At 68.6% G+C, this 23,950-nt stretch carries 19 protein-coding genes and 2 pseudogenes; 12 read left to right on the forward strand and 9 right to left on the reverse strand.

The genetic code is table 11. The features are described 5' to 3' along the window. Nucleotides 1–100, forward strand: a pseudogene (locus ACIBL4_RS37570) (IS481 family transposase); the annotation flags it as partial. A gap of 682 nt (nt 101–782) precedes the next feature. On the opposite strand, the gene ACIBL4_RS37575 reads toward ACIBL4_RS37570, so the two are convergent. The 4 genes from ACIBL4_RS37575 to ACIBL4_RS37590 are packed head-to-tail and all read right to left on the reverse strand — an operon-like array spanning nt 783 to nt 6,076. Further along, the gene (locus tag ACIBL4_RS37575; RefSeq protein ID WP_399416296.1) at nt 783–3,188 is read right to left on the reverse strand and encodes an EAL domain-containing protein; all 2,406 of its coding nucleotides are present in this window, start codon (nt 3,186–3,188) and stop codon (nt 783–785) included. Nucleotides 3,189–3,190: 2 nt separating this feature from the next. Further along, nucleotides 3,191–5,302 (reverse strand): ATP-binding protein, encoded by a 2,112-nt coding sequence (locus ACIBL4_RS37580; protein WP_399416297.1) that lies wholly within the window; start codon nt 5,300–5,302, stop codon nt 3,191–3,193. A 49-nt stretch (nt 5,303–5,351) separates the two neighbouring features. Next, nucleotides 5,352–5,726, reverse strand: coding sequence for a response regulator transcription factor (locus ACIBL4_RS37585; protein ID WP_399416299.1), 375 nt, complete (start codon nt 5,724–5,726; stop codon nt 5,352–5,354). After that, nucleotides 5,726–6,076: a response regulator gene (locus ACIBL4_RS37590; RefSeq protein WP_399416301.1), complete on the reverse strand. Its 351-nt coding sequence runs from the start codon at nt 6,074–6,076 to the stop codon at nt 5,726–5,728. Before ACIBL4_RS37590 ends, ACIBL4_RS37585 begins: the two co-directional genes overlap by 1 nt. A gap of 298 nt (nt 6,077–6,374) precedes the next feature. Between ACIBL4_RS37590 and ACIBL4_RS37595 the strand changes: the two genes are divergently transcribed. Further along, complete coding sequence (locus ACIBL4_RS37595) at nt 6,375–7,298, forward strand: glycoside hydrolase family 16 protein (protein WP_399416302.1); 924 nt, start codon at nt 6,375–6,377, stop codon at nt 7,296–7,298. Nucleotides 7,299–7,543: 245 nt separating this feature from the next. Here the strand turns inward: ACIBL4_RS37595 and ACIBL4_RS37600 are convergent, their stop codons facing one another. Then, on the reverse strand, nt 7,544–7,714 hold the full coding sequence (locus ACIBL4_RS37600) for a DUF5670 family protein (protein WP_279541689.1): 171 nt from the start codon (nt 7,712–7,714) through the stop codon (nt 7,544–7,546). Nucleotides 7,715–8,490: 776 nt separating this feature from the next. Here ACIBL4_RS37600 and ACIBL4_RS37605 point away from each other — a divergent pair. Next, entirely contained in the window at nt 8,491–11,088 is a 2,598-nt protein-coding gene (locus ACIBL4_RS37605) for an ABC transporter substrate-binding protein (protein WP_399416303.1), read from the forward strand. 325 nt (nt 11,089–11,413) lie between these two features. Here ACIBL4_RS37605 and ACIBL4_RS37610 read toward each other — a convergent pair whose 3' ends face one another. Continuing rightward, nucleotides 11,414–12,361 carry an alpha/beta fold hydrolase gene (locus ACIBL4_RS37610; RefSeq protein WP_399416305.1) on the reverse strand — a complete coding sequence of 316 codons (948 nt, stop codon included), beginning with the start codon at nt 12,359–12,361 and terminating at the stop codon, nt 11,414–11,416. 311 nt (nt 12,362–12,672) lie between these two features. Here ACIBL4_RS37610 and ACIBL4_RS37615 point away from each other — a divergent pair, with 311 nt between their 5' ends. The 7 genes and pseudogenes from ACIBL4_RS37615 to ACIBL4_RS37645 all read left to right on the forward strand — a co-directional run bounded on the left by ACIBL4_RS37615 (nt 12,673) and on the right by ACIBL4_RS37645 (nt 18,528). Continuing rightward, complete coding sequence (locus tag ACIBL4_RS37615; RefSeq protein ID WP_399416306.1) at nt 12,673–12,873, forward strand: type II toxin-antitoxin system VapB family antitoxin; 201 nt, start codon at nt 12,673–12,675, stop codon at nt 12,871–12,873. Nucleotides 12,874–13,426: 553 nt separating this feature from the next. Continuing rightward, nucleotides 13,427–15,322, forward strand: coding sequence for a hypothetical protein (locus ACIBL4_RS37620; protein WP_399416308.1), 1,896 nt, complete (start codon nt 13,427–13,429; stop codon nt 15,320–15,322). Continuing rightward, complete coding sequence (locus ACIBL4_RS37625; protein WP_399416309.1) at nt 15,283–15,660, forward strand: hypothetical protein; 378 nt, start codon at nt 15,283–15,285, stop codon at nt 15,658–15,660. Before ACIBL4_RS37620 ends, ACIBL4_RS37625 begins: the two co-directional genes overlap by 40 nt. Before the next feature lie 486 nt (nt 15,661–16,146). Next, nucleotides 16,147–16,398: pseudogene (locus ACIBL4_RS37630) on the forward strand (IS256 family transposase); the annotation flags it as partial. After that, complete coding sequence (locus ACIBL4_RS37635) at nt 16,395–16,913, forward strand: GNAT family N-acetyltransferase (protein WP_399416310.1); 519 nt, start codon at nt 16,395–16,397, stop codon at nt 16,911–16,913. The pseudogene ACIBL4_RS37630 and the gene ACIBL4_RS37635, both read left to right, overlap by 4 nt. Nucleotides 16,914–17,076: 163 nt before the next feature. Then, complete coding sequence (locus ACIBL4_RS37640) at nt 17,077–18,294, forward strand: acyltransferase family protein (protein WP_399416417.1); 1,218 nt, start codon at nt 17,077–17,079, stop codon at nt 18,292–18,294. 96 nt (nt 18,295–18,390) lie between these two features. After that, entirely contained in the window at nt 18,391–18,528 is a 138-nt protein-coding gene (locus ACIBL4_RS37645; RefSeq protein WP_399416311.1) for a hypothetical protein, read from the forward strand. 142 nt (nt 18,529–18,670) lie between these two features. Here ACIBL4_RS37645 and ACIBL4_RS37650 read toward each other — a convergent pair whose 3' ends face one another. Together ACIBL4_RS37650 and ACIBL4_RS37655 are read right to left on the reverse strand one after the other, a co-directional pair. Beyond that, nucleotides 18,671–20,323, reverse strand: coding sequence for a diguanylate cyclase domain-containing protein (locus tag ACIBL4_RS37650; RefSeq protein ID WP_399416312.1), 1,653 nt, complete (start codon nt 20,321–20,323; stop codon nt 18,671–18,673). A 350-nt stretch (nt 20,324–20,673) separates the two neighbouring features. Then, complete coding sequence (locus ACIBL4_RS37655; RefSeq protein ID WP_399416313.1) at nt 20,674–21,183, reverse strand: DUF5133 domain-containing protein; 510 nt, start codon at nt 21,181–21,183, stop codon at nt 20,674–20,676. 652 nt (nt 21,184–21,835) lie between these two features. Here ACIBL4_RS37655 and ACIBL4_RS37660 point away from each other — a divergent pair. Both ACIBL4_RS37660 and ACIBL4_RS37665 read left to right on the forward strand, forming a co-directional pair. After that, nucleotides 21,836–22,015: a hypothetical protein gene (locus ACIBL4_RS37660; RefSeq protein WP_399416316.1), complete on the forward strand. Its 180-nt coding sequence runs from the start codon at nt 21,836–21,838 to the stop codon at nt 22,013–22,015. Continuing rightward, on the forward strand, nt 21,943–22,323 hold the full coding sequence (locus ACIBL4_RS37665) for a helix-turn-helix domain-containing protein (RefSeq protein ID WP_399416418.1): 381 nt from the start codon (nt 21,943–21,945) through the stop codon (nt 22,321–22,323). Before ACIBL4_RS37660 ends, ACIBL4_RS37665 begins: the two co-directional genes overlap by 73 nt. Nucleotides 22,324–23,312: 989 nt before the next feature. Here ACIBL4_RS37665 and ACIBL4_RS37670 read toward each other — a convergent pair. After that, a complete protein-coding gene (locus ACIBL4_RS37670; protein ID WP_399416317.1) occupies nt 23,313–23,900 on the reverse strand; it encodes a hypothetical protein in 588 nt (195 codons plus the stop codon). Nucleotides 23,901–23,950: the final 50 nt, after the last annotated feature.

Consider the following 23,950-nt stretch of genomic DNA (forward strand, 5'->3'; position numbering starts at 1 on the left):
AGACTTCCTGCATACCTACAACCACCACCGCTGCCACACCGCACTCGGAGGCAAGCCACCCATCAGCCGCGTGAACAACGCTGCAGGTCAATACAGCTAGACGCGTGGGCTGACGTAGCGCACGCCCGGGCCCCACCGCTCCATCACCGGCGCCATGCACCACTGGCACAGCGGGCACCCGCCACTGCCGTACTTGTGCGTCTTGCGCTGGCACCCGGCGCACAATCCCACCCGGTCACCCGGGGCACGTCAGCGCGGACGGGTCGGGCTCCGAAATCGGCGGGGGAGTGGTCATCGTGATTCCTGTTCCGGGTGACGTTCCCGGTCACCTCACCCGCAGACACCCCTTGCAAAACTGGAGCCATGATTGGGTCCGGCGCGCCCTGCAGCACCTCTTCGCAGTCCGGTGCGTGCAGATGGGCGGGACCGCGCCCGCGCTCGTCTTCTGTGGCACCCACCCCGAAGGCCGGCGCTCCCTGAGCACCTCGCGGTTCGCCGACTGGCGTGACGGCTCCCGGCGCTGGGCTGGTCGTAGTCGACGCCGTCGACCGGCCGCACATGGTCGAGCGCCCGGACCCGCGCCCGGTACTCCGCCGCCTCCACACTGCCTTTTGGTCAACCGTCGAGCAGGAGGATCGTCTTCCCACTCCCGCTGACATGGGGGCCGCTTGGCAAACTGAGCCGGCTGGATACAGCGCTGTGACCGGCGTGCGGTTGGACGTCGCCGGTGCGAAGCTCGGTCCGGCGCCGGGAGAGGTGGTCGGCGCGGCTGGATGCCTTGGTCATAGGTGTGGGCGCGTGGGTGTGAGGATGGCTTGGGTGACGAGGTAGGCCTCCAGTGCTTTGGGGGCCATGGGCGGGGAGTAGTAGAAGCCCTGGCCGTGGGGGCAGCCGAGTGAGCGCAGCCGCTCGGCCTGGTGGGGGGTTTCGATGCCTTCTGCGATCACGTCCAGCTCCAGGGCGTGCCCCACGTCGAGGATGGCCTGGATGAGGCTGTTGTCGGTATCGCTGCCGCCTCGCAGGACGAAACTCTGGTCGATTTTGACGATGTCGGCTGGGAGGTCGCGCAGGTAGGCCAGGGAGGAGTAGCCGGTGCCGAAGTCGTCGATGGAGATGCGTACGCCGAGGTCGCGCAGTGCGCGGGTGTGGGTGGATGTGGTGTCGGTGTCGGTGACGAGGGTGCTCTCGGTGATCTCCAGGATCAGGGAGGCCGGGGGGAACCCGGTCTCGCGCAGGACTTGTTGCACCGTGTCGGGGAAGCGGTGGTCCTTGAGCTGTTGGCCGGAGACGTTGACGGCCACGCTCAGGGCCTGGGCTTTCGGGATGGTGTGGTGCAAGTGCCGGCCGTGGCGGCAGGCTTCGCGCAGCACCCAGGCGCCGATGGGGTGGATCAGGCCTGTTTCCTCGGCGACGGGCACGAACACCTCGGGCGGGGTGGGGGAGTGGCCTTCCCGCTCCCAGCGCAGCAGGGCCTCGACGCTGGTGACCCGTCCGGTGGGCAGGTGGATGACCGGCTGGTAGTGCACGGTGAGTTCGTCGCGGGGCAGGGCGTAGCGCAGGTCCTGGGCGATACGGGCCCGGCTCTGCCGTCCCAGGCTCATGGCGGGATCGAAGAGTTCCGCGCGGTCGCGTCCGCGTTCTTTGGCCGTGTACAGGGCGATGTCGGCGTCGCGGAGGGCGTCGTTGAACGTGGTCGGTTCTGTGATGGTGACGACGCCGATGCTGGCGGTGATGAAGACGCTGCGATGGCCGGAGAGTGCGAAGGGCTCCCTGAAGCGGTCCAGGAACCGCTGGGCGTACGTCTTGGCGGGAGTCTCCTTGAGGTCTTCGGCTAGAACGGCGAACTCGTCCCCGCCCACGCGGGCCACAGTGTCGCTGCGGCGGGCTGCGCCCAGGAGCCGGTGACCGACGGTGATGAGGAGCTCGTCGCCGACCGGATGGCTGAGGCTGTCGTTGATGTCTTTGAAGCCGTCGAGGTCGATCAGCAGCAGGGCAGTGTTCCGGGGCGCCGCGGGGCGGCTGAGGGCGTGTTCCAACTGCTGTACGAACAGCGCCCGGTTGGCCAGACCGGTAAGCGCGTCGTGGAAGGCCTGGTGGGTGAGCTGCTGCTGCAGCGAAGTCCGCTGCCGCAAGGCGTCCTCGGCCGTGCGGGCCCGCGCTTGGGCCTGATCGGCCTGGACTTCGGCGAACCGTGCCAGGAGCGTGATGCGCACGACCAGCAGCACGGTCAAAGCAGCCATGATGCTCGCGATGGCCACGGCGTGTATGGCCTGCCCGCGCACACCGCCGACGTCTGCGATCAGCAGGACGGGACCGAAGAGGGCGGGCAGGGTCAGGACACTCACGCGAGCACGGGACAGCCTCTCCTGGCTGCGCGGCACCAGCTGGGTTGTCCTGGCCATGGACGGGTGCAGGGCGCCCGCGCCGAGGAACAGATAGGAGGCCATCCACAGGGAGGAGGAGACGTCGGCGGCGATCGGAGCGCCGGTCGCGGCCAGCGTGGAGTAGTACAGCGCGTCGGCGGCCAGTGTGGCTCCCACCCACGCAGTGAACAGCGCGAGGGCCGGCAGCCGGAGCCCCGAGACGAGCACCAGCTTGGCGGCCAAGCCCAGCAGCAGCAGATCGGCCAGCGGATAGGCCAGGGAGACCGCCAGCGGCAGCGCCGACAGATGGCCGCGCAGGTAGGGCATGACGATGAACGCCCACGCCAGGGTGGACATCCCCAGGGTGATGATCCCGGCATCCAGCACGGCCCCCCAGCGCACGCCCCTGCCCCATGCCGCCATCAGGCTGACCAGGCCGGCGGCGAAGCACGGGTAGGCCGCCAGATACAGCACATCAGCCGGTGAGGGGAACGGCACCAGCGTGCCCGCGGCCTGGAAGCCGCCGAAGATGACGTCCGCCACCGTGAACAGCCCCGTGCCGGCAGCGAACAGGTACCAGGACCGGCTCGGGCGCGGCCGGTGCCACCGCACGCCGACCAGGATCACGGCCGTGGCACAGGCCGCCAGCACCGGGGAGATCAGATGGCGTACGGGGGCGGTGACCACCAGGTAGCCGACGATCACCACAGCCCCGGCGGCCAGGAACCACCACCATGCACTGTTGAGGATGCCCCCGGGAAGACGGGCCTGGGTGTCCTCGCTATGACCGGAGGCGAGCCTGGCGGCCTGTTCGTCACCGTGCACGGTCAGCCTTCCAAGGGCGGTGCGGGGTTGTCCTTGGTGGTCAGGGGCAGTGTGGCGGTGATGGTGGTGCCTTGGCCCTCGGTGGAGTGCAGGTGGGTGGTGCCGCCATGGTTGGTGATGATGGTGTCGACGATGGTCAGTCCGAGGCCGGTGCCGGGGATGGCCTGGGCGGTGGCGTTGGAAGCGCGGAAGAAGCGGGTGAACAGCTGGCGTTGTTCTGCAGCGGGGATGCCGATGCCGGTGTCGCTCACGGCGAGGACGGCATGGCCGTCCTGGGCTGCGGCCTGGAGGCGCACCTGGCCTCCGGCCGGGGTGAACTTGACTGCGTTGGACAGCAGGTTCATCAGCACCCGGTCGATCTGATCGCTGTCGGCCTCGCAGATCAAAGGTTGTTCGGGGCAGTCGGCCTGCAGCCGGACGGAAGCCGCTTCTGCTGCGGGATGCATCGCGTCGATCGCTGCGGTGATCAGCTGACGCAGATCCACTGGCGCCTTGCGGGATGTGTATTTGCCGGATTCGATTCTGGAGAGGGTCAGCAGGTCTTCGATGAGGGTGCGCAGCCGGTTGGCGTTGCGGCTGACGATGTCGAGCATGTGCCGCTGGGGTTCGGTGATGGGCCCGACGTCTTCGTCTTTGAGGAGTTCGAGGTAGCCGGAGATGCTGGTCAGCGGGGTGCGCAGTTCGTGGGAGACGGTGGAGATGAAGTCGCTCTTGGTGCGGTCCAGGGCACGAAGTTCCTGAACCAGACGGGTTTCCTTCTCGTAGAGCTTGGAGGTGTGCAGGGCGCGGGCGACGCCGGCGGCCATGGCCTCCGCCATTTCCGTCTCCACCGGCCGCCAGGGCTGGTCGGGGCGGGTGCGGGCCAGGCACACCGCTCCGATCGGCTCCTGGCCGAGGCCCATCGGGACGACCACGATGGAGTGCAGGCCCAGTTCGGTGGCTGCCGCCCAGTTGGCCGCCGGCAGCCCGATGCGGGCGAACGAGCCCGGAGCGCCCGGCACGGGCGTGGTTTCCGCCAGATAGTGTGAGAGGTTGGGGACCGTCCAGGTGGATCCCTCGCGGTAGTGCTCGCGTACCACCTCTGTGGGGATGGGGGGCAGCGCCTGCTGACGCTCTTCGGGTAGCAGGCCGTCCTGGGCGGACCATGCCCGGGCGACGGGAACAACCTCTGGGTTGCTGTCCTGCATGAGGAGGGTGAAGACGTAGTCGGCGTCCAGGCCCTCGCCCATGCCGGTGCAGGCGGCGTTGAGGACATCGCCGACGTCGAGGCGCTCACGAATGCGCAGGCCGAGCTGCCTCACGGTTTCCGACAGGCGGTAGCGTTCTTCCTCGATGCCGCGCAGCCGGTCGGATTCATCCGCCAGCTCGTTCACCGAGCGAGCCACCGACCGGATCTCCGCAGGGCCTGACTCCGCCGCCCGCACGGCGTGCTCGCCCGCGGTGAGGCGGCCGAGGGTCTCGCCCACTGATCGCAGCGGTACAACCAGGGCGCGGGTGGTGCGCCGTGCGGTGTACAGGGCGAGGGCCAGCGCTGCGAGCAGCAGGGCGCCCAGTCCGGCCGCACCGGCGGTGACGATCGTGTCGGCACGCTGCTGCAACCGCTTCGCCTCGCCGACCAGCTGAGTCTCCAGGCGGTGGTTGTTGGCCTCGAAGGCCTCGAAGCGCCGGTTGCCTTCGCGGGTGAGCTGGGCCGCCTGCTCACTTCGCGGGGAGACCTGCGCCTGCTGGTCAGCCACTCGCAGGTACGCCTGGAGCTGCTGGTCCTGCCGGTTAAGGCTGCGCTCGGTATCGCCGGCTGTGTGGCGTCGGGCATCGGCGACGATCGCTGGATAGCCTGCGCGCGCCCGGCGGTAGTCGGCCAGCAGGGCCTGGTCGCCGGTGATCAGGTAACCGCGCATGGACCGCTGCATGTGGGCGGCCTGGGCGTGCAGATGCGTGTTGTCGACCAGGGCAGGCTGGACCCGGTCGATGATCTGGTTCTGGGTGGCCTTCTCCAGGAAGGCCCCGGTCAGTGCGCCGGTCCCCACCAGCAGGATCAGCCCGGTGGTGACAGCGAACGCAGCTGTCAGCCGCCGCGCGACGCTATCGGCCTTCTCTCCCGGCTTGCTGGTCACGAGCGATCTCCTCCAGTCGGACGGCATGGAGTGGCGTCGACCCTGATGGTCAGCTCTCGGACCGGTCCAGCACGGCCTGCACCCGGCTTGTCAACTCCGACAGGGAGAACGGCTTGGGGAGGTAGTCATCGGCCCCCGCCGACAACCCGGCCGACACATCGCTCTCCTGGCTGCGGGCGGTGAGCAGGATGACCGCAAGCTTCGCGGTGGCGGGATCGGCGCGCAGCTCTTGCAGGACGTCCAGGCCGGTCATCCCCGGCATGACGACGTCCAGCAGCACCACATCAACCTTCAGCTCGCGCACCGCCCGCAGCGCCGCCGGGCCGTCGGTCACGGCCGTCACCTCATGACCGCACCGTCTCAGCTTGTAGGCCACCAACTGCCGGACATCAGGCTCGTCGTCCACGACGAGAACACAGGCCACTACTGCTCCCGCCGCTCGGACTCCTGGTAGGAGTCGACCATCTCCGTCACCGACGCCAACCCGAACGGCTTGGCGAGCAACTCCGTCGCCAGATCCACCAAATCCTCGGCATCCACAACGGAGGAGACGACCAGGTGACACCTGCGGGTCCGCTCGTCTGTGCGCAGTCGGCGCACCACCTCGCGGCCATCGATGCCCGGCAGCAGAATGTCGATGATCACGATCTGCGGCGGATCGGCGAACGCCGCCTCCAGGCCCTGCTCACCTGTTTCCGTGACAGTCACCCGGCAGCCCAGCGCGGACAGATGCCGCTGCAGCAGAGCACTGACATCCCTGTCGTCCTCGATCACCAGGACGTGCGTAGCGGCCATCCGTGCTCCCCTCGCTGAGATCATCAGCAAGGACTCTAGTGACGAACCATCACAATCCAAGCAAAGCGGGTAGATAGGACCACGTGTCGGATGCAGTGGTGCTCCAGCCGGTGCTGGCGAAGACCACCGGCAGGCCGCAGGGATCACACCCCCGATGCAGGTGCAGATGTCTTCCTCGTGTCGTGGTTCAAGCCGGGCGTCACGCCGCATATGGTGCAAAAAACCTTCCGGGCGCGGAGTCCGTTGACCACTACCCAGCGAGGTCAGCCCGATGAGAATGCCTTTCCGTAACCGCCGTACGCGCCTGACGCTAGCGGCTGCACTGACCGCCCTGTGCGCGGGCCTGGCCCCGCTGGCCGCCGGCGGCACTCCCGCGTCGGCCACCCACGCATGGAGGCTTCAGTGGGCGGACGGCTTCAACGGGCGCGCGGGGAGCCTGCCCGATGCCGATAAGTGGATCATCGATGCCGGCACCGGATACCCCGGCGGCCCGCCCAACTGGGGGACCGGTGAGGTGCAGACCTACACCTCCGACCCCGCCAACCTCAGCCACGACGGCCGGGGCAACCTGCGCATCACCCCCCTGCGGGACAGTGCCGGACGGTGGACCTCCGGACGCATCGAGACACGCCGCAGCGACTTCAGGCCTCCCGCGGGCGGACGCATGCGCATCCAGGCCCGCATCCAGCTGCCCGCCGTCACCGGCGCCGCCGCCGAAGGCTACTGGCCGGCCTTCTGGACCCTGGGAGCCTCCTACCGGGCCGGGGCCCCCTCCCCGGCGTCTGGTGAGTTCGACATCATGGAGAACGCCAACGGCCTGAACCGCGTCTGGGGCGTGATGCACTGCGGCACACCCACCGGGGGGCCGTGCAACGAGAGCACCGGCCTGGCCGCCAGCACCACCTGCCCCTGGACCCGCTGCACCGGCACCTTCCACACCTACACCCTGGAATGGGATCGCCGCACCTCCACCGAGCGGCTGCGCTGGTTCGTCGACGGGCGGCGCTACCACACCGTCAGCTCCACCCAGGTCGACCCGGCCGCCTGGCGAGCGGCCACGGCCCAGGGGCACTTCCTCCTGCTGAACGTCGCCATCGGTGGCGGTTTCCCCAACGCTCTGGCCGGCCACTCCACCCCCACGCCGCAAACCCGCCCCGGGCACCCCATGCTCGTGGACTACGTCGCGGTCCTCACCGCCTGACGTCGCTGCAAGCGCGGCCTGCGGCGGCAGATGCTGTTTGTCGGGCGCGGCGTGCGGGGTGTCGGGGTGGCTGGGGTCCGGTGGTTTGGAGGCGCAGGTTCCACTGCTTCACCGGGCCCCAGCTATGAGGCCCGGTTCCCGGGAGGGTGGTAGTTACACCGTTTGCCCGGAGGGATGTCCTGATCCGGGACATGCCTGGGGCCCCGGATGTATCCGGGGCCCCAGGCATGTTGCTGTGTGGTGGGTTACCAGCGATACCAGCGGCCCTTGCGGCCGCCGGTGTCCGCGGAGCGCATGACGAAGCCCAGCAGCCAGACGACCAGCACGATGACGGCGATCCACCACAGTGCCTTCATCGCGAAGCCCGCGCCGAAGAGGATCAGAGCCAGGAGAAGAACGAGAAGCAGGGGAACCATAGTTATCAACCTCCGTCGCTCCTGGTGCCCGGCGAATGCAAGAACACACGGTCGATTTCCCTGGTTTCTCCACTGCTCTTGCGGGAACTGAACCTAGATTCTCCACGGCGTTCACCGCACTGCCGGGCCGGTGGGCGGCTATCGGTTCAGCCGAGTTGCGGGGGCCTGGGGTACCGGGATGGTTTCACGGGTGGCGCGGGCGGTCAGGGCGTGCAGTCGCACGGCGCGGTGGCCGTTCCCGGGGTCGATGGTGAGCAGCCCGTAGCGGTGCAATACCGGAGCGTGGCCTGGGCCTGCTCCTTGGTGACTTCGGCGGATTGAGGGGCGGTCAGTAACGTGTCGGACGGATCGCGGTGGGCGGTCAGGTAGCTGGTCACTGCGGCTTCGGCCCACAGGCTCTGGGGGTGTCCGGCCGGGTCGAGGTAGGCGGCCAGGTGCATTGCTGGGGTAGCCAGGCCGACCGGGAAAGGTTCCTCTTTCCTGTTACCGGGGCTGCCGGCCCGGCCGTGGTAACCAGGGCTCCGGGTGTGTCGTGTGGCGTCAGCCGGTGTGCTGGAAGGCCGGGTCCAGGCGGCGGGTGCTGTCCTGTGCCAGGCGGAGCCGAACCGGTTTCTGCGGCAACTTGGCGTAGGCCACCTCCGGATCTCGATCCGGAGTGAGCCATCGAGTGACCTTTTCAAGCAAGTTTGGGCAAGTCCGACATCGGGGCGGTGTTCTGACCTCCACGAGGAGATCATCCACCCACAAGAACCGCGCTGTGGGGGAGGGGGAGGGCTGTGTCCATTCCGGCTCTTGAACACGTGATCGACTTTGTGAAAGCTCTCGACGAACTGGTGACGCGGCCGAGCGGCGGCCGAGAGCTGCCCGTGATCGTCCTCCGGGACGACGGGGCCGGGTCGCGACTGGCCGAGGCCTTCGTGTCCGGCTACGGCGGTCGGCTCGAGGCGGGCAGCGATGACGACGTCACTTACCTCGTCCCTCGTGCTGTCGTGTCCCCGTCGACGGCCTCGGGGAACGAAGCTGCAAGACCGGACGTCGAACCGGTCAGACCCGACGTCGACCTGCTCGACTTCCTCGTCATGGAGTGGAAGAACTCCATGCCGCGGCATGCAGGGACGCTGCACATGCCGGCGTTCCAGGCCTGCCGGGACGTCCTCGATGTACCGATGCCCGGCGACGAGCACACGGACGCGGGGCCGGGTGTCCCCCCTATCCCTCAGGATCCGCACCGTGCGATGACTCATGGACTGTGGACCTGCTGGGAGCAGCGCACTCCTGTTCTCCGCACCGTGCAACAGGGGCTGGACAACGCCGCGCTCCCACGCTGGCTGTCAGGTATCTGGACCGTGGTCCTGTCGTGGCCCGTGCAGGTATGGCACCGATGGAGGCTCAATCGCAGCATGCGGTGGTATGCCCGTCGGATGACCAGTGCTGGGCTGGCCGCCAGGGACTTCATCCAGGCCGCGACACGGTTGCGCACCGCGGATGCGGAACAGCACCGGCTTCTGAGGTTGAACCTGCTGGTGGAAGCTCTGTCAACGGATCTGTCCCGGGCCGTCCGGCCCAGCCGGTTCCGGCCGTGGCGGCGGCGCAGGGTGTGGCCTTTCGTGCTGCTGGTGCCCGATCTCGGCGGTCCTCGGGGCGCTGTCGTACGGCAGTTCCTCCAGGCGCACCACGAACTCGTCTTGCAGGGTGCGCGCCCTCCGCTGGTGATTGTGGCGGGGCAACGGAGCGAATCTGAGGGCTCTGACACCGGCGCCGGTCCGTCGGTCGGCCTGGACCAGGCTGCCGCTGTGCTGAGGCTGCCTGGAGCCCGGTCGGCGAACGCGCCCGGGCCCCGCCGGATCGACGTGCTGATGAAGCGCGGGCTCGAGCAGCCCGATGTGGCCAGGTGGCTGACGCTCAACGCCAAAGCGACGCCCCCTGTGGTGGGCGCGGTCCGTGCGCACGCGGGGTGGGCCGTGCCGGCCCTGCTGCTGGCCGTCATGTGCTCTGCGGGATTCGCCTTGCGGAACGAGGTGCCGGCGTTCGACCTGTGGGATGGCTCATCCGATCCCTGCCGCGGCACCTGGCGGGTGGGAAAAGAGGTCGTGGGCGTGGACACCGAGACCAAAGGCTGCTACTTCACCACGGGCAACAAGTCACAGCTTCTGCTGCGTGAGCTGCAGGAGCAGATCCGTCACCAGAACGCCGCAGTGAGGGGAGCCCACCGCACGGTGGTGTTTCTGGCACCCCTGACCGCCGATCCCAAGGCACGCAGCGAGCAGATCGTCCCAGCAGGCGTGCTACAGCTCCGAGGCGCCGCGGAAGCACAGAAGACCTGGAACGAGCGGGCCATGGTGGACCACGACACGCCAATGCTCAAGATCCTCGTGGCGAACACCGGCTTCGCCTTCGGCGAGGGAGAAGCGGTCGCGGACCGCGTCAAGCGGCTGGCGGAGCAGGACAGCAGCGTGTCCGCAGTGATCGGCATCACCCAGAGCCGTCAGGAATCGGTCGATGCCATCAACCGCCTGGGTGACAGCATGCCCGTGATCGGAGCCTCCGTCACCGGCGACTTCATGGCTGAGGAAGCACGGAACTTCTTCCATACTCAGCCGACCAACGAGCGCATGGCCGAGGTCATGGTGAGGCGTGCGGTGAACTGGGGCAGCGAGAAGGCGCTGATCGTCTATGACAGCAAGGACCGCTACAGCAACGAACTGCGGGACGGCCTCGCCAGGCGGCTCAAAGCCCGCGGCATCGGCGTCGAAGATCCCTGGTTCGCGCAGGTTCCGGCCCCCAGGCCCGGGAACAGCACCGCCACAGCACGGGGACTGCCAGACCTCGCCAAGAGAATCTGTGATCTGCACGCGGACCACGGCACGACCTTCTACGCCGCCCGGGGCACCCAGCTTCCGAAAGTGCTTGCAAAGGTGCAAGACACCTGCGGCGGGGACGGCACAACGAAGTCTTCCCCCCTCCCGGTCATCGCCTCCGACGTCAACACATTGATCGAGTCCAAGGACGTGCCCGCATGGGCGAAGTTGCACAAATACGCCGCGGTGGACCTGTACTACATCTCCTTCTCCGACCGAGCCGTCCTGCACAGGGCCGACGGCGGGAGTGACTATTCCACCGGAGCGGACTCCTTCCGGGCAGCTGCCGCCGCCATCGAACAGGCATCAGCAGCGTCCGGCGGATCCGCCTCACCATCGAACGTCCTGCAAGCCCTGCGTAACCATGTCACCGTCAAGGACAGCATTGCGCCGGACCGGCCGTTCATCCTGCCGCTCAGCGAGGAAGAGCGGGCCAAACGCCCAATCTTCCTATGTTTGGCTCCTCACGACCCGAAGGTGGACAGCCACCGAGACTGCTCTCGGGGAGGCCGTTGAGGGATCCGTCCGCCTGGCGAGCTCGAGTCAATGCGGCCTTCCAAGCGGACGGAGCTAGGCGCTGGCCGCTCTTCCAGGTCGTTCGCTCTCGCTCCGCTCGGGGTGTTCTACCTGGGGGTGCGGCAGGCGGCCGAAGAAGTAACCGTGGGAACAAGGAGGATGAGGGTCGTGGCTCCGATGGCGTCTGGGATGAAGATCAGGGGGGCCACGGTCCGAGGTGCCGGTCTGCCGGACGGCTCCCCGGGCAGGCCGGCGGATGGGAGGCTGCCAGGTTCTGTCTCTGCTACGCGCCGTTGATGCTCTGGGGGCCGCTTCGGGCCGTGGGTCAATGAGCCTGATGCAGGGAGACGACGGCCTGCACCAGGGCCTGGGGACTCTCCCAGTTCAGCATGTGTCCAGCGTCCGGCACGGTGACAAGCCGTGCGCCCGGTATGCCGGTGGTCAGGCGTCGGGCGTGGCTGGGCGGTGTGCTGCGATCGGCCGAGCCGACCATGACGACGGTGGGGACCGTGATCTCGGCCAGGCGCGGGTAACGGTCCTCGCGGGCGAAGGCCCGCACGATCGGCAGGAGCGGGGTGTGGGCCTGCTGGAGGAAGACCTCGAGGAAAATCTCGATCATCGCGGGAGAGGGGTGTTTGCCGCACTGAGCGGCTCCGAAGAGGACTCCGCCCGTGCGGGTGCGTGCCAGCCGCTGGAGGATGCCCATCTCCAGCAGTGGGATCTGCAGCCGGTTGTGCGGTGCTCCGTCGTAGATGCGGCCCGCCCAGGTCGCGAACAGCACCAGACCGCGCAGCCGCCGGGCGACGCCGGGATGGTCTAGCACGGCCCGAAGTGCCAGGAACCCGCCCATGGAATGCCCGACGAGCACTGCGTCGCGGACGTCGAAGTGCTCCAGGAGCGCTAGGTAATCCTGCGCCATGGGGCCGGAGCCGATGCCGTCCGCACCGAACGTCGACCCTCCGTGGCCGCGTTGATCGAAGACGATGACACGGTGCCCGCCGGCCACCAGGCTGGCCTGCACCAGATTCCACTCCAAGAGCGAGACGCCGTAGCCGTGGGCCAGCACCACCGTTGGCCCGTCACCCGTGACGATGGTACGCAGAACCGTCCCGTCTGGGCGGGAGAGGAACACTTCCTCGCCCTCGGGCTCGCGACGGAGCCATTCGTAGGGGACAGGATCCGGCCGACGTTCGATCCAGTCGGCCGTCAGCCGCGCCGCCGCGATGACAGCGAGGGCCGCGGCAGCGTCATCCCGGACCAGCCGCATCTTCATGGGTGCCTCCCCGCTCCGCCCTACGGTGCGTCAGGCCGGGTGGTGCGGGCCTGACGGCGCCCATTCTTTACTTCGACGGACGGCGGTGCGTCGAGGATTCAGCGGATTGGCTCAGAAGCCGCTGTGCAACTTGTCGTCGTCGGCTGGTGGTTGCCGACCGGCAACGGTGGAAGTCGTGGGCTCGGGGCTGAGTTGGCACCTGAGGAAAAGGACAGACTTGCGCATCCGGATCGCCCGTGGCGCTGTGCTCGCCGCCGCGCTGGTCTGCTGTGCGGCTGTTAGAGTCCCGGACCGACGAAGGGAGGCCGCTCGTGGCCAAGGTCAACATCAGTCTCGATGCCGAACTGGTAGTGGAAGTGATGGTCCTGGCCGGGGTCGGCTCGCCCCAGGACGCCGTCGAAGCGGTCGTGCGCGACTACATCGCCCGTGGACACCGCACCGAGGCGCGCACCGAGCTCAGAGAGCAGAGCCTGCGAGAGGTCGAGGTCAAACCGCAGGAGCCTCAAGGCTGACCACTGCGATTCGCGAGACGTCGCTCCAGCTCCGTTGGCACGCGCCCGGCCGGCTGTGGCGAACCCGCCACGGCGACGACCGGCACCTACGGGCCTACGGGGCCCAGGTACCCCCAGCCGGCTGACCACGCCATCGTCATCGACCACGAGGACTCACTCGATACCCAGACCGGCCAGGAACGCGACATCCTGCACCGGGCCGAACAGGAGCTGGCACGCGATCGGGCCGTGGCTGGCTGGAAGGTGGTCACCGCGACCGAGGGCCCCGGCGGTGTCCTGCCGCCCCCCCCGGCAGCCAGGACCTCCGCACGGCCGGCTCCGCCGGCCTGCTCCTCCTGGTCGACTACGCCGACCGCTGGCCCCTCGCCTCGCTCACCTGGCTGTTCAGCAACGCCCTGCTGCACCGGACCGACATCCCCGTACGCGTACTGCTGCTGGGCGGACCGCGGACCTCTGGCCCGCCCTGCGGGCCTCGCCGGCCAACAACCAGGTCTCGGCGTCGTCCCAGGCCCTGCCGCCGCTGGACGCCGACGGGCCCGGCGCGCGCACCACGATGTTCCGCGCCGCCCGGGACGTCTTCGCCGACCGGTACGGCATCGATCCGCCCTCAAAGCGCGTCGACCTGACAGACGACGCGTTCGCTCTCACGCTGGTCGTGCACATGGCCGCGCTGGTCGCGGTGGACGCGGACGCCTGTGGCCTGGACGCCCCACTCCGAAACCCGGGCCCCGTCAGTCTCGAAGGGCTCACTGTCTACCTCCTCGACCGTGAGCAGCTCGACTGGGCCCGCATGCACACCGGCAGGAGACACGGGCGCATCGGCACCCCGCCGACGGTGATGAACCGCGCCGTGTACACCGCGTCGCTGGTCGGAACCCAGCCGGTCGCCGAGGGCACCATGCTCGTGGACGCCCTGGAGTTCGGGCACCCCACCGCCGACGTGCTCGCCGACCATGCGGTGTGCTACCCGCCACCTGACGCCGCGGCGGGGAAGTCCGTACTCGAACCGCTCTACCCGGACCGACTGGCCGAGGACCTCCTCGCCCTCACCCTGCCGGGCCACACCGCCGACTACCCCGCGCAGCGATGGGCCTCCGGCACGGCCACCGAGGCGGTGCGCCGGGTCCGGCGGCCCGGCCGGGCACTCACCACGCTCGCCGCCGCGGCAGCCCGGTGGCCGCACGTCGGGCGGGACCTGCTCTACCCGCTGCTGCGCGCCGACCCCGCCCGCGCAGTGGCCGCCGGCAACGCCTTCCTCGTGGCGCTGGCCCAGCTCACCGATGCCGCGCCGGAGTTGCTGCTGACGGTCGCGGCCCACATCCCCGACCCGGTGCCCGACGACCTGGTCACCGGCCGGGCCCTGCTCCGCGTACGGCTGCTGGAGCACCGGCTCGCGCTGGCCGGCGAGGACCGCGCTGAGCAGGCCCGCATCCTCGTCAACCACGGCAGCGACCTCCAGTCGCTGGGCCGTGACGAGGAGGCCGCCGAGGCAGGACGGCAGGCCGTGGGCCTCTTCGAGGACCTTGCCGCCGCCGACCCGGACTCCTACGAGGAGGACGTCGCCCGGTTCCTGACCAACTACGCCCACCACCTCTCCGACCTCGGCCGCGACGACGAGGCGCTCGCGGCGCAGCAGCGGGTGGTGGCCACCTTCCGCCGCCTCGCGGATGCAGACCCCGAGCAGTACGGCCTTGACGTGGCCACCGCCCTGGCCAACCACGCCCTGCAGCTGGAATCCGCCCACCGCTGGGAGGAGGCGTACCGGGCCAGCCAGGAGGCGATCGCTCGCTACCGCGACCGGATGCGGACCGACCCGCGGGCCAGAGCCGGTCTCGCGATCGCCCTGACGAATGCGTCGGCGCTGACCCTGCGCGACGCCGGTGCCGGGGACGCGGGAGAGGGCGCCCGGAGCACCGCGGAAGCGGTCGCCCTGTGGCGGGAGCTGACGACCATCGATCCGGGCTCCCACCAGGCCTACCTCGCTATCGCGCTGATCAACCTGGTGGGCGAACTCGCCGCCGCCGGCCGGCCGCACGAAGCCGTCGCCGCGGCGCAGGAGAGCGTCGAGATCTACCGCCGGCTGGCCCGTGCCGATCCGCACGCCCAGGAGGAGGGACTGGCGACCGCGCTCGGGCTGCTGCGCGACGCCCTCGTTTCCGCGGGCCGCGCGGCCCAGGCCGTCACGGCCGGAGCGGAGTGCGTCACCGTCTTCCGGCGCCTGGCCGCCGGGCCCCCGACCGCTACGAACGCCGCCTGCGGGGCGCGCTGCACCGCCAGGACGACGCCCTGCGCGCGGCCGGCCTGCCGCCGGACCCGGAAGCCGACCGGCGCTCCCCGAAGGTTTCGCTCCGGAACGCGGTGTACCGGCCCGCCGTCACGGTGTCCGTGTACGGGTGGGACCCGACACCCGTGCCCGCCCGGCTGCCCCCGCCGGAGCGGCCGGCCGTGAAGGGCCGGCGGCTGGCGCGCGCCGGGGACTGGTCCGGATACTGGCAGCTGATCCGCTCGGTCCCGCTCGTGGACGCCGCCGAGCTGGCGGGGCGCATCCCCGTGCACCAGTGGCGCCCGCCAGCGGAGGCCGATCTCGAAGTGCTGGAGATGCTCAGGGACATCGACCCCCGCCGGGCGGCCCGGCTGGTCGAGCGGCTGGCCCAGGCCGCGACGGTACGGGTGCCCGAGGAGCTCACCATCCACAACAGGGACTACGCCGACTTCGCGCACGGCCGCGCGGCCCTCCTGGTGGCCACGAGGGCAAACTACCGCCAGATCGCACGGCGTAGCTGCTGACCTTGGTCGGTAGGGTCCAGTGGGGACGACGTGGCATGTGCTCGCTGGCGTGCCACGGGGTGAGCACGCGGCACGGGGAGAAGCTCATGGGGGATCGGTTCGCGACACGGAAGACGTGCGGCGTCACTGGCGCCTGGAGGAAGGCGACCGCTCCGGGTCACCGAAACGAAGGACGAGGCGGCCAACCGGCGATCCAGCCTCTGGCGTCGGGAAGAGCGCGCGAGCGAACTCGAACTGGTCGGCGAGGCCCTGGTCGTGGCCCGGATGCACTACTCCGACTCCGGCCGGTACCGGTGGGGCGTCTTCCACGCGGGGACCCGCAGCCGCTTCTGAATTCTTTGCCGCCTTCCCAGCGGTCCAACTTCGATGCAATCGGCCCAGGTGCCCTGTCACCGGACACACACGCCGTGGTGTCACGTCGTCCGAGCCTGTGAGGTCTGTGAGCCTCACAGTCGTTCCCCCAGGGTAAACGCACTGACCTGTGAGGCCGAGCACTGGATCCACCTGCGGACCACCAACCCCATCGAGTCCACGTTCTCAACCGTCCGGCTGCGGACCAAGGTCACCCGCGGCGCCGGCTCCCGCACCGCCGCCCTGGCCATGGTCTTCAAACTCGTCGAGTCCGCCCAGCAGCGGTGGCGGGCGGTGAACGCGCCCCACCTCGTCGCCCTCGTCCGGGCCGGAGCCCGCTTCGAACGCGGCCGGCTCGTCGAACGCCCCGAGGCGGTCGCGGCGTGAGCACCCTCGCGGCCCAGGACATCAGCAGCAGGCGGCTGGACCTGCTGCCGCTGCACGTCGAACACGCCGAGGAGATGGCCGCGGTGCTGTCCGACCCGGTCCTGCACACCTTCATCGGCGGCACTCCGGACACCCCGCAAGCCCTGCGCTCGCGCTTCCAGCGCATGACCGCAGGCTCGCCCGACCCGGCCGTCTCCTGGCTGAACTGGGTGATCCGGCTGCGCGACGAGTCCTGCCTGACGGGCACCGTCCAGGCGACGGTCGGCCCTTCCGGCCACGGACTCATCGCCGAGATCGCCTGGGTGGTGGGCACCCCGTGGCAGGAAAGAGGCATCGCCACCGAAGCAGCCCAAGGACTCGTCGACTGGCTCAGCCGGCAGCCGGTGCACACCGTCGTCGCCCGCATCCACCCCGAACATCGAGCATCCGCCGCCGTCGCCACCTTCGCCGGGCTCACACCCACCGACGAATGGCACGAAGGCGAGATCCGATGGCACCGGAGTATCGGGCGATAACTTCAACGATCCACAGTTCTTGACTATTACTCGGGCTTCGGGCTCATCTCGAGTCATGGATGATCGGCTTGCGTTGAACACCGGCGATGCGTCGGACGTGAAGGTGGGTATGGAAGCCCCCCATGGTGTCGATCCTGCGCTGGTGTCTTCACCCTCTGCATCGATGCGATTACCCTCACCCGTGCCGTCTGCCCGTTTATCAAGGCTGGGCTTGTTGGACGCGCTGCGCGGCATCGCGGCACTCGTCGTGGTGTTCGACCACTCGTCATACGCCTTCATGGCCGAGTTCCGGCACGAGTTGATGCCTGAGTTCAACACCAGCCGGTACGGCATCATGGTGTTCTTTCTCGTGAGTGGCTACATCATTCCCGCCTCGCTTGAGCGACGGGGTTGCGTGCGGACATTCTGGATTGGACGGATTTTCCGCATCTACCCACTATGGGCTGCTGTCGTCACCGCGGTGCTTGCCGCCAACGCGTTGGGAATCGCCCAGATCCGTGACTTCGACGGGCAAAGCTTCGCCACGGTGGCCGCCGCCCATGTCACCTTGCTCCAGGAGTTGCTGGGAACGCCCAACCTCCTGCTTGTCCTTTGGACGCTCTCGTACGAGATGGCCTTCTACCTGCTGGTGGTGGCGCTCTTCTCGCTGAGGCGTCATCAGCGGTCGGCACCGGTCGCCGTGACCCTGGCGGTGCTGGCGGCTGTGAGCGTGACCCTGGCGAGTGCGCTGCCTGTGTCCGCTCTCAGCGACGGGGTCGGAACCGGCCCGCTGGTGGCCGTCGCCGCGACCGCCATGGCGGTCGCCATCTGCTGTGCGAGCGGCACATCAGCCGCGCTACGGGTGTCGGGTGGCGTGCTGGGTGGCGTGCTGGGGCTCGTGCTGGTCGCCTTCAACAGCACGGTTCCCATGTGGGAGGGGCTGGTGATTCTTGCCGTCATGTTCTTGGGCACCGCTGTGTACCGAGCCGAGAGCGGTCAGAGCACCTGGAGGTATGCAGCCTTCACCGCGATCGTCGTGGTGGCCTGTGCGGTATGGGCGGCCTACAGCTACGGTGATGGGTCCAACTTCACGCGGCGCGCCTGGATCGTGTCGTTTCTACTGGCCGTGTTCACGTTCGGCGTTGGGCTGGCGTGTCGTCGGCGCCAGCTACCGCGCTGGCTGACGTGGCTCGGGACGATCAGCTATTCGGTCTACTTGGTTCATCCAGTCCTGTTGGCGGTTACCGACGGCACGATCGGCCGCTGGCAGGAGAACAAGCCCTGGCTCGAGTTGGCCTTCTACGCCGTGCTTCTGCCCTTGTGCGTACTGACTTACCGATACATCGAAGCGCCGGGGCAGGCGTTGGGGCGAAAGGTGGCACGGCGTGTTCGGAGGCCGTGACGCGGAGTCCGTTCCACCTGGGGCGAGACGTGCTCGGATAAGCGCTCGTCGTTCGATCCGCTCTTCCCGGGCAGCGACTACGGCACACGGCCTGAAGTGCTCGATCGGCTCACCGGTCATGTGACGGCCATCAACACCGGTGATCTCGCCGATGCCTACGCGAACGCTGTGCGAGCGATCCAGCAGCGGCTGCAGTGCACGGTGCCCCGGAAGCTGATGAGCACCGCCTCCTGACGATCAAAATCGCTGACGGGTACTGAGTCGGCGCGATGCGGCCTTCCCGCTGCGGCCGACCGCATGCGTCCTGTATGACTGCTGGGTTTGATGTTGGTGCACTGGGAGGCCTCCCGCAGCACGGTGAAGCCGTCGCACGCGGTCACTGTCCCAGGCCGTGTGCTGCCGGTTGGTCTGGCGCATGGAGGGGGGTGGCCGTGTGGCTGGCCTCGGGTGACGGACTGTGGCGGGTCTGGCGGGGCTGGGGGATGTGCGTGCGGATGCGGCCTTTGCCTGCTCTCTTGGCCTCGTACATGGCTTCATCGGCTTGGTGGAGGAGTTCGTCCGGTGTGACGCCCGGGAGGGCTACCGTCATGCCGATGGAGGCCGAGACGAATGCCTCTCTGCCTGCGATCTGGTATGGCTGTGTCAGGGTAGACAGGATGCGCTCGGCGACGTCTTGGGCACGTGAGGGGTGTGCCCCGGCCTCTCCCTCCAGGAGGGCGGCGAACTCGTCACCGCCGAGGCGGGCTACGGTGTCTTCCGCCCGCACGGATGCCTGGATCCGGCGGGCGGCGTGGATCAGAAGAGCGTCGCCCACCGCGTGTCCGGCCGAGTCGTTGACAGCCTTGAAGCCGTCCAGGTCCATGAAGAGCACTGCGGGCGGGGCTGTGCGAGTGGTCCGCTTGCGCAGGGCATGCGCGACTCGGTCGGCGAACAAGGCCCGGTTGGGCAGTCCGGTGAGCGCGTCGTGGAAGGCCAGGTGCTCGAGCTGTTCCTGCTGGGCGACCCGGTCGGTCACATCGCGACTGCTGAAGATCATTCCCTCGGTGTGGTGGCTGACCGTCGATTCGACGTGGCGCCAACGTCCGTCGGCGTGGCGGACCCGGCAGGACACGCGGCGGCCCGGACCGGGGATGCCTGATGCAGCTTCCTGCCGCAGCGCCTCGACACTTTGCATCAGCGGCGTCAGGTCGTCGGGGTGGCAGTACAGGGGCAGACGGGAACCCAGCAGGTCCTCAGGCCGGTAGCCGAAGATGTGGTGGGCGGCAGGACTGACGTAGAGCACGCGGCCGTCCAGGCTGACGATGGTGATCACGTCGCGGGTGCCGTCGACCAAGGCGCGGTAAAGCGCCTCCCGGGTGGTGACTTCGCGAGTGATACGCAGGTGATCGGCGTGGATGATGCCTTGGCGGATACCGAGCGAGATAGGCAGCAAACCTGCCAGGACCAGCAGGACCATGTCGGTGCGGCCTCCGGCCATGGTGTGAGCTGTCAAGGCCAGGACGCAGATGACCACGGGCACGAAAGCGGCCACGACCCCGACAACGGGCATGATGCGCTGATCGACGTCCACGACGCTGCTGCCTCCGGCCAGCCATGGGGCCACGGCGATGAGGAGCAGGCCAGTGATCGAGCAGGCCGCCGCGCAAGGAATGCCGTACCAGGTGCCGGGGGCCGGCATGAGGATGCGCAGCATGTCGCTTGCGGTCAACACGATGAGGGCCAAGGCGGCTACCGTTGTCGCTGTGCGCTCAGGACGCTTCACGGAGTAACGCAGTGCCACCAGAAGTCCAAAGACCACGATGTCCGACGCCACGCGTGCCAGATCCTGCAAGGACCCGAAGGCATCGCCGCTTTGGTCAGCACGATGCAGCAGCAGCACCCAGCCCAGTGTGAGCAGGGAGCCGGCGATCATCCATCCGTCCAGTACTCGTCGCAGCCAGATCAGCGTCGCCCCGCGGTCCGCAACCGCGATCACCAGTCCGGCGATGGCCACCACCAGACACAGGACGATTCCGGTGACCGCCAGCACCTGGAGGACGACGTGGAGCCCACCAGCGGGCCCCCCTCGAGAGGCAGGGAGCTGACTGATGACGACGTGGTGAAGGCCACCCGCTGCCACAGAACCCGCAAAGAGCGCGAGGCGAAGACGCACCCTTCCGGCAACCGTCCTGGCACGCCCGAGCAGAGAAAGGGCGGCCAGACCATGCGCAGCCGGCACTCCTACGCCGACTGGAAGGAACAGCACCGCCGTCGCGCTCGCGCTCACCGTGGCTGCAAGCACGCATCCCAGCCCCAGAGCCTTGCCCCACCCACATGCCGCCGCTGACCCGCCGATACGAACGGCGCGCAACGAGCCCCACCAACCGGCCTGTCCCGGCCTCATACGAACCCCCGACGGTCAACGAGCCCAAAAGAGAGCAGGCACCCCGTGTTTGTACTGCTCGTGCCGGATAAGAGCATAGGAGGATGTCCAGCGCCTATCCTCATGAAAGCGGTAGGTTCACCTGAAAAACGGACGAGGTCCCAGAGGCTGACACCCTGCCAGTTGGAGGCCATCTGCAGAAGCTGTCTGATCACTCCGCCTCGGTGTGGGTCTGGGACAGTGCCGCGCATCTTCAGGCCGCGGCCAGCGCGGGTTCTGGTCTCATGGCCTCGGCCATCTGCTGGCGGGCGACAAGCCGTGCCGTGTCCAGCTGGCGGGCGCCGGTGACCACACAGTGTGTAGGTGGCGTCCTCAAGCTGGCGGGCGGTCTCAGCGCTGTTGTCGGCGGCCAGAGGATGCCGGAACGCTTCGCATCGTTCGACCAGCTCCCGCAGGAGCGAAGGGTGCGCCGTGATCATGGCTGGCTCCGTCCGGCGCAGCTCGTGTGGACCAGCCCCTTCACTCATCCGGTTGCAGCCGCAGGCGCCTACCGCACGTAGAGGCCGTGCCCGGTTCGCCGACGGTGCGCCGGCCGGCGTCTGTAACACGCTGCACCAGTGTCGCGGGTCCAACCGGCACGGCTCGGACAACGGCACGGCCCCGTCAAACTTGATCTCGGACTTCGTGCCAGCGGCCGGCCTCGATACAGCCACACGCCACCCGAACGGCCCACACACTCACGCACCGAGCGAGCGCCGTTCCCCCGATTGGACCAGTCTGGCCAGGAGTCCGTGCACCGCGGTCCCGTGATCACCGATCCATCGGGAGGCCGTCATGGTCGTGGTTCCTCTGCTTCTGCCGGTGCTGATCGTGCTCATGCTGTTCGGACTGGACGTCCTGGAGAACTACTTGTTCCCCCAGCCCACGGAACGGTCCCAGACCGACGCAGGAAAACCTCCAAGACCGCTTTGACCTGCGATAACCCTCATCAAGAGGCCTCCGAATCCCCCGGCCCGCCACCGGGCAGCCCCTCGCGGCAGCGAGGCCCATCCAAGAGACCGAACAGCACCTACATCCGGCAGATCAGCAGCCAAGACTTCAGAACAGGCACTCATGGCGACGGCATCGTCAGGAGGGGGACGTCGGTGGGGGAGAGGTCGGTGCGGGTGCGGTGCAGGCGTGAGGGGAGGTCTTGATCTGCTCGGGATCCAAGCGGTCCTCGGACACTCCTGGATCGCCACCACGATGCGGTACAACCACGTCCAGCAGAGCCGGGTCGAGGACGCCTGGGTGACCGGGCAGCAGCGGGCCGCGAAACGGCTGGAAGGACTGATGGGACGAAGTGGAACCTGCGGCTGACCGCTGCAAACAAGGGGATCTGGAAGGCGTCCGAGCTCCAGCGGAGCCTGGCCGAACACGGCTTGGTGATCTCGGCCGGGAAGATGTCCGGCCTGTGGTCAGGCCAGCCGGTCTCCCTCAAGCTGGAGGACCTGGACGTGATCTGTGTCGTGCTCGGCTGCGAGATCGGCGATCTGCTAATTCCCGAGCCCGGGAAGGTCAGCCGCCCAGGTCAGCAGCCTGGAGTCCAGGAGGCCACGACCGGCTCGATGGTGGCCCCGGCCGTCGTGCCCAAGCGCCGCGACGGCCGTTCCCTGCCACCGATGTGACCTGGTCACCATCACCATGGGGAAGATCAGCGAGAACAAGCCGGCGGCCTCCTGCTCGGGCTGTTTCGCCTGGGGCAGCTGCCCGGCCGGTTCTGCCGCGGCTGCTATACCTACGGCCAGCTGCACGCCGTCGGCGAGTGCGTCGGCTGCAGGCGGCAGGTCCCGGTCGATGACAAGCACGGCTACCGCCGCCTCTGCCGGGCGCAGGCGACGTGGGCGATCAAGGCCAGCGGCAAGGCTTCGGTGATCGAGCCGTACCTGCGGCGGGTGACCTGCCAGCAGCTGTTCTTCGCGAACCTCCAGCGGCCCAAGAACGGCGGGCCCCGGGTCGGCAAGGCCGGGCGGCGCGTGCTGAAGCCACCGCCGGTTCCCGAACCACACCGCGTGATCAACACGTCGACGCAACTGACGCTGTTCACTGCCACTCGGGGCTTCCGCCGGTTCGACCGGGAATTCCATGCCGACCTGGCCAACCCCTGGCTGGTCCGGGCCCGGCAGGCCGCTCGGGCGCTGGGAGAGTCCCGCGGCTGGAGCCGCTGGATCGCCAGCGACGTGAACCGAGCCCTGGTCATCGTGCTGCCATGCCTCCGCGAAGGCGAGCCGATCCGATACTCCGAGCTTTTCCCGGCCCTGCGAGTCCGTGGGCTTTCTTTCGTGCGGACCGCCGAAGTCCTCGACCGTCTCGGCGTGTTCGCCGACGACCGGGCCCCCGCCGTCGACCGGTGGCTGGAAACGGAAACTCGACGGGATGCCCCCAGGTATCCATCGCGCCGTCGAAGCCTGGGTTCGCACTCTCCTCGACGGTGGCCCGCGGTCCGAACCTCGCTCCCGGCATACGGCATGGGCCTACCTCGGCGAGCTCCAGCCGGTGCTGCTGGAGTGGTCCAGCCGCTACGACCACCTGCGAGAGGTCACCCGGGAAGACATCATCGCGGTCCGGGACGCTGTCACCGGCAAACAGCGCGAAAGCCGGATCGTCGCCCTGCGTGTCACTGTTCCGACACGCGAAGAAGAACGGCCAGATCTTCCGCAACCCCACGATCCGCATCAGTGTCCCCCGACAGACCGGCGGCGTCCTCCAAGCCCTCGTCCAGGCGGACATCGACGAGGCTATCGCCACCGCCACCGCCACCGCCACCACCCCGGACATCCGGCTCATCGTCGCCCTGGCCGCCGTCCACGCGGCACGGCCGACGCAGTTGGAGGGCGTCGACCTGGGCAACAGGCGCATCACCGTCGACGGTCACGTCCGCCCACTCGACGACCTCACCCGCCGTGCGGTCCTGGACTGGCTCGACCATCGCCGCAACCGCTGGCCGAACACGGCCAACCCTCACCTGCTGATCACCCAGAAGACCGCCGTCGAACTCGGCCCGGCCGGCAAGCTCTGGACCACCCGGGCCACCCGCAACCTCACCGCCACCCTGGAACGGCTCCGCGTCGACCGACAGTTCGAAGAGGCCCTCACCCACGGCGCCGACCCGCTCCACCTCGCGCTCGTCTTCGGTATCGACGAGAAGACTGCCATCCGCTACGCGGTCTCTGCGCGGGCACTGCTGGAACGGGCAGCCGAGCACTCGACAGTGCCCTCGGCAAAAGAACTTGGCCCGGTGCGCGGAGCCTTGAA

Origin of the sequence: Streptomyces sp. NPDC050416, assembly GCF_044458845.1 — a bacterium.
GTDB lineage: Bacteria > Actinomycetota > Actinomycetes > Streptomycetales > Streptomycetaceae > Streptomyces.

Bases quoted from the DNA above. Each gene is read 5' to 3' on its own strand.
- ACIBL4_RS37595 (WP_399416302.1), top strand. From the start codon at position 6,375: ATGCCTTTCCGTAACCGCCGTACGCGCCTGACGCTAGCGGCTGCACTG.
- ACIBL4_RS37600 (WP_279541689.1), bottom strand. From the start codon at position 7,714: ATGGTTCCCCTGCTTCTCGTTCTTCTCCTGGCTCTGATCCTCTTCGGC.
- ACIBL4_RS37610 (WP_399416305.1), bottom strand. From the start codon at position 12,361: ATGAAGATGCGGCTGGTCCGGGATGACGCTGCCGCGGCCCTCGCTGTC.
- ACIBL4_RS37620 (WP_399416308.1), top strand. From the start codon at position 13,427: ATGTTCCGCGCCGCCCGGGACGTCTTCGCCGACCGGTACGGCATCGAT.
- ACIBL4_RS37640 (WP_399416417.1), top strand. From the start codon at position 17,077: ATGCGATTACCCTCACCCGTGCCGTCTGCCCGTTTATCAAGGCTGGGC.
- ACIBL4_RS37655 (WP_399416313.1), bottom strand. From the start codon at position 21,183: ATGAGTGAAGGGGCTGGTCCACACGAGCTGCGCCGGACGGAGCCAGCC.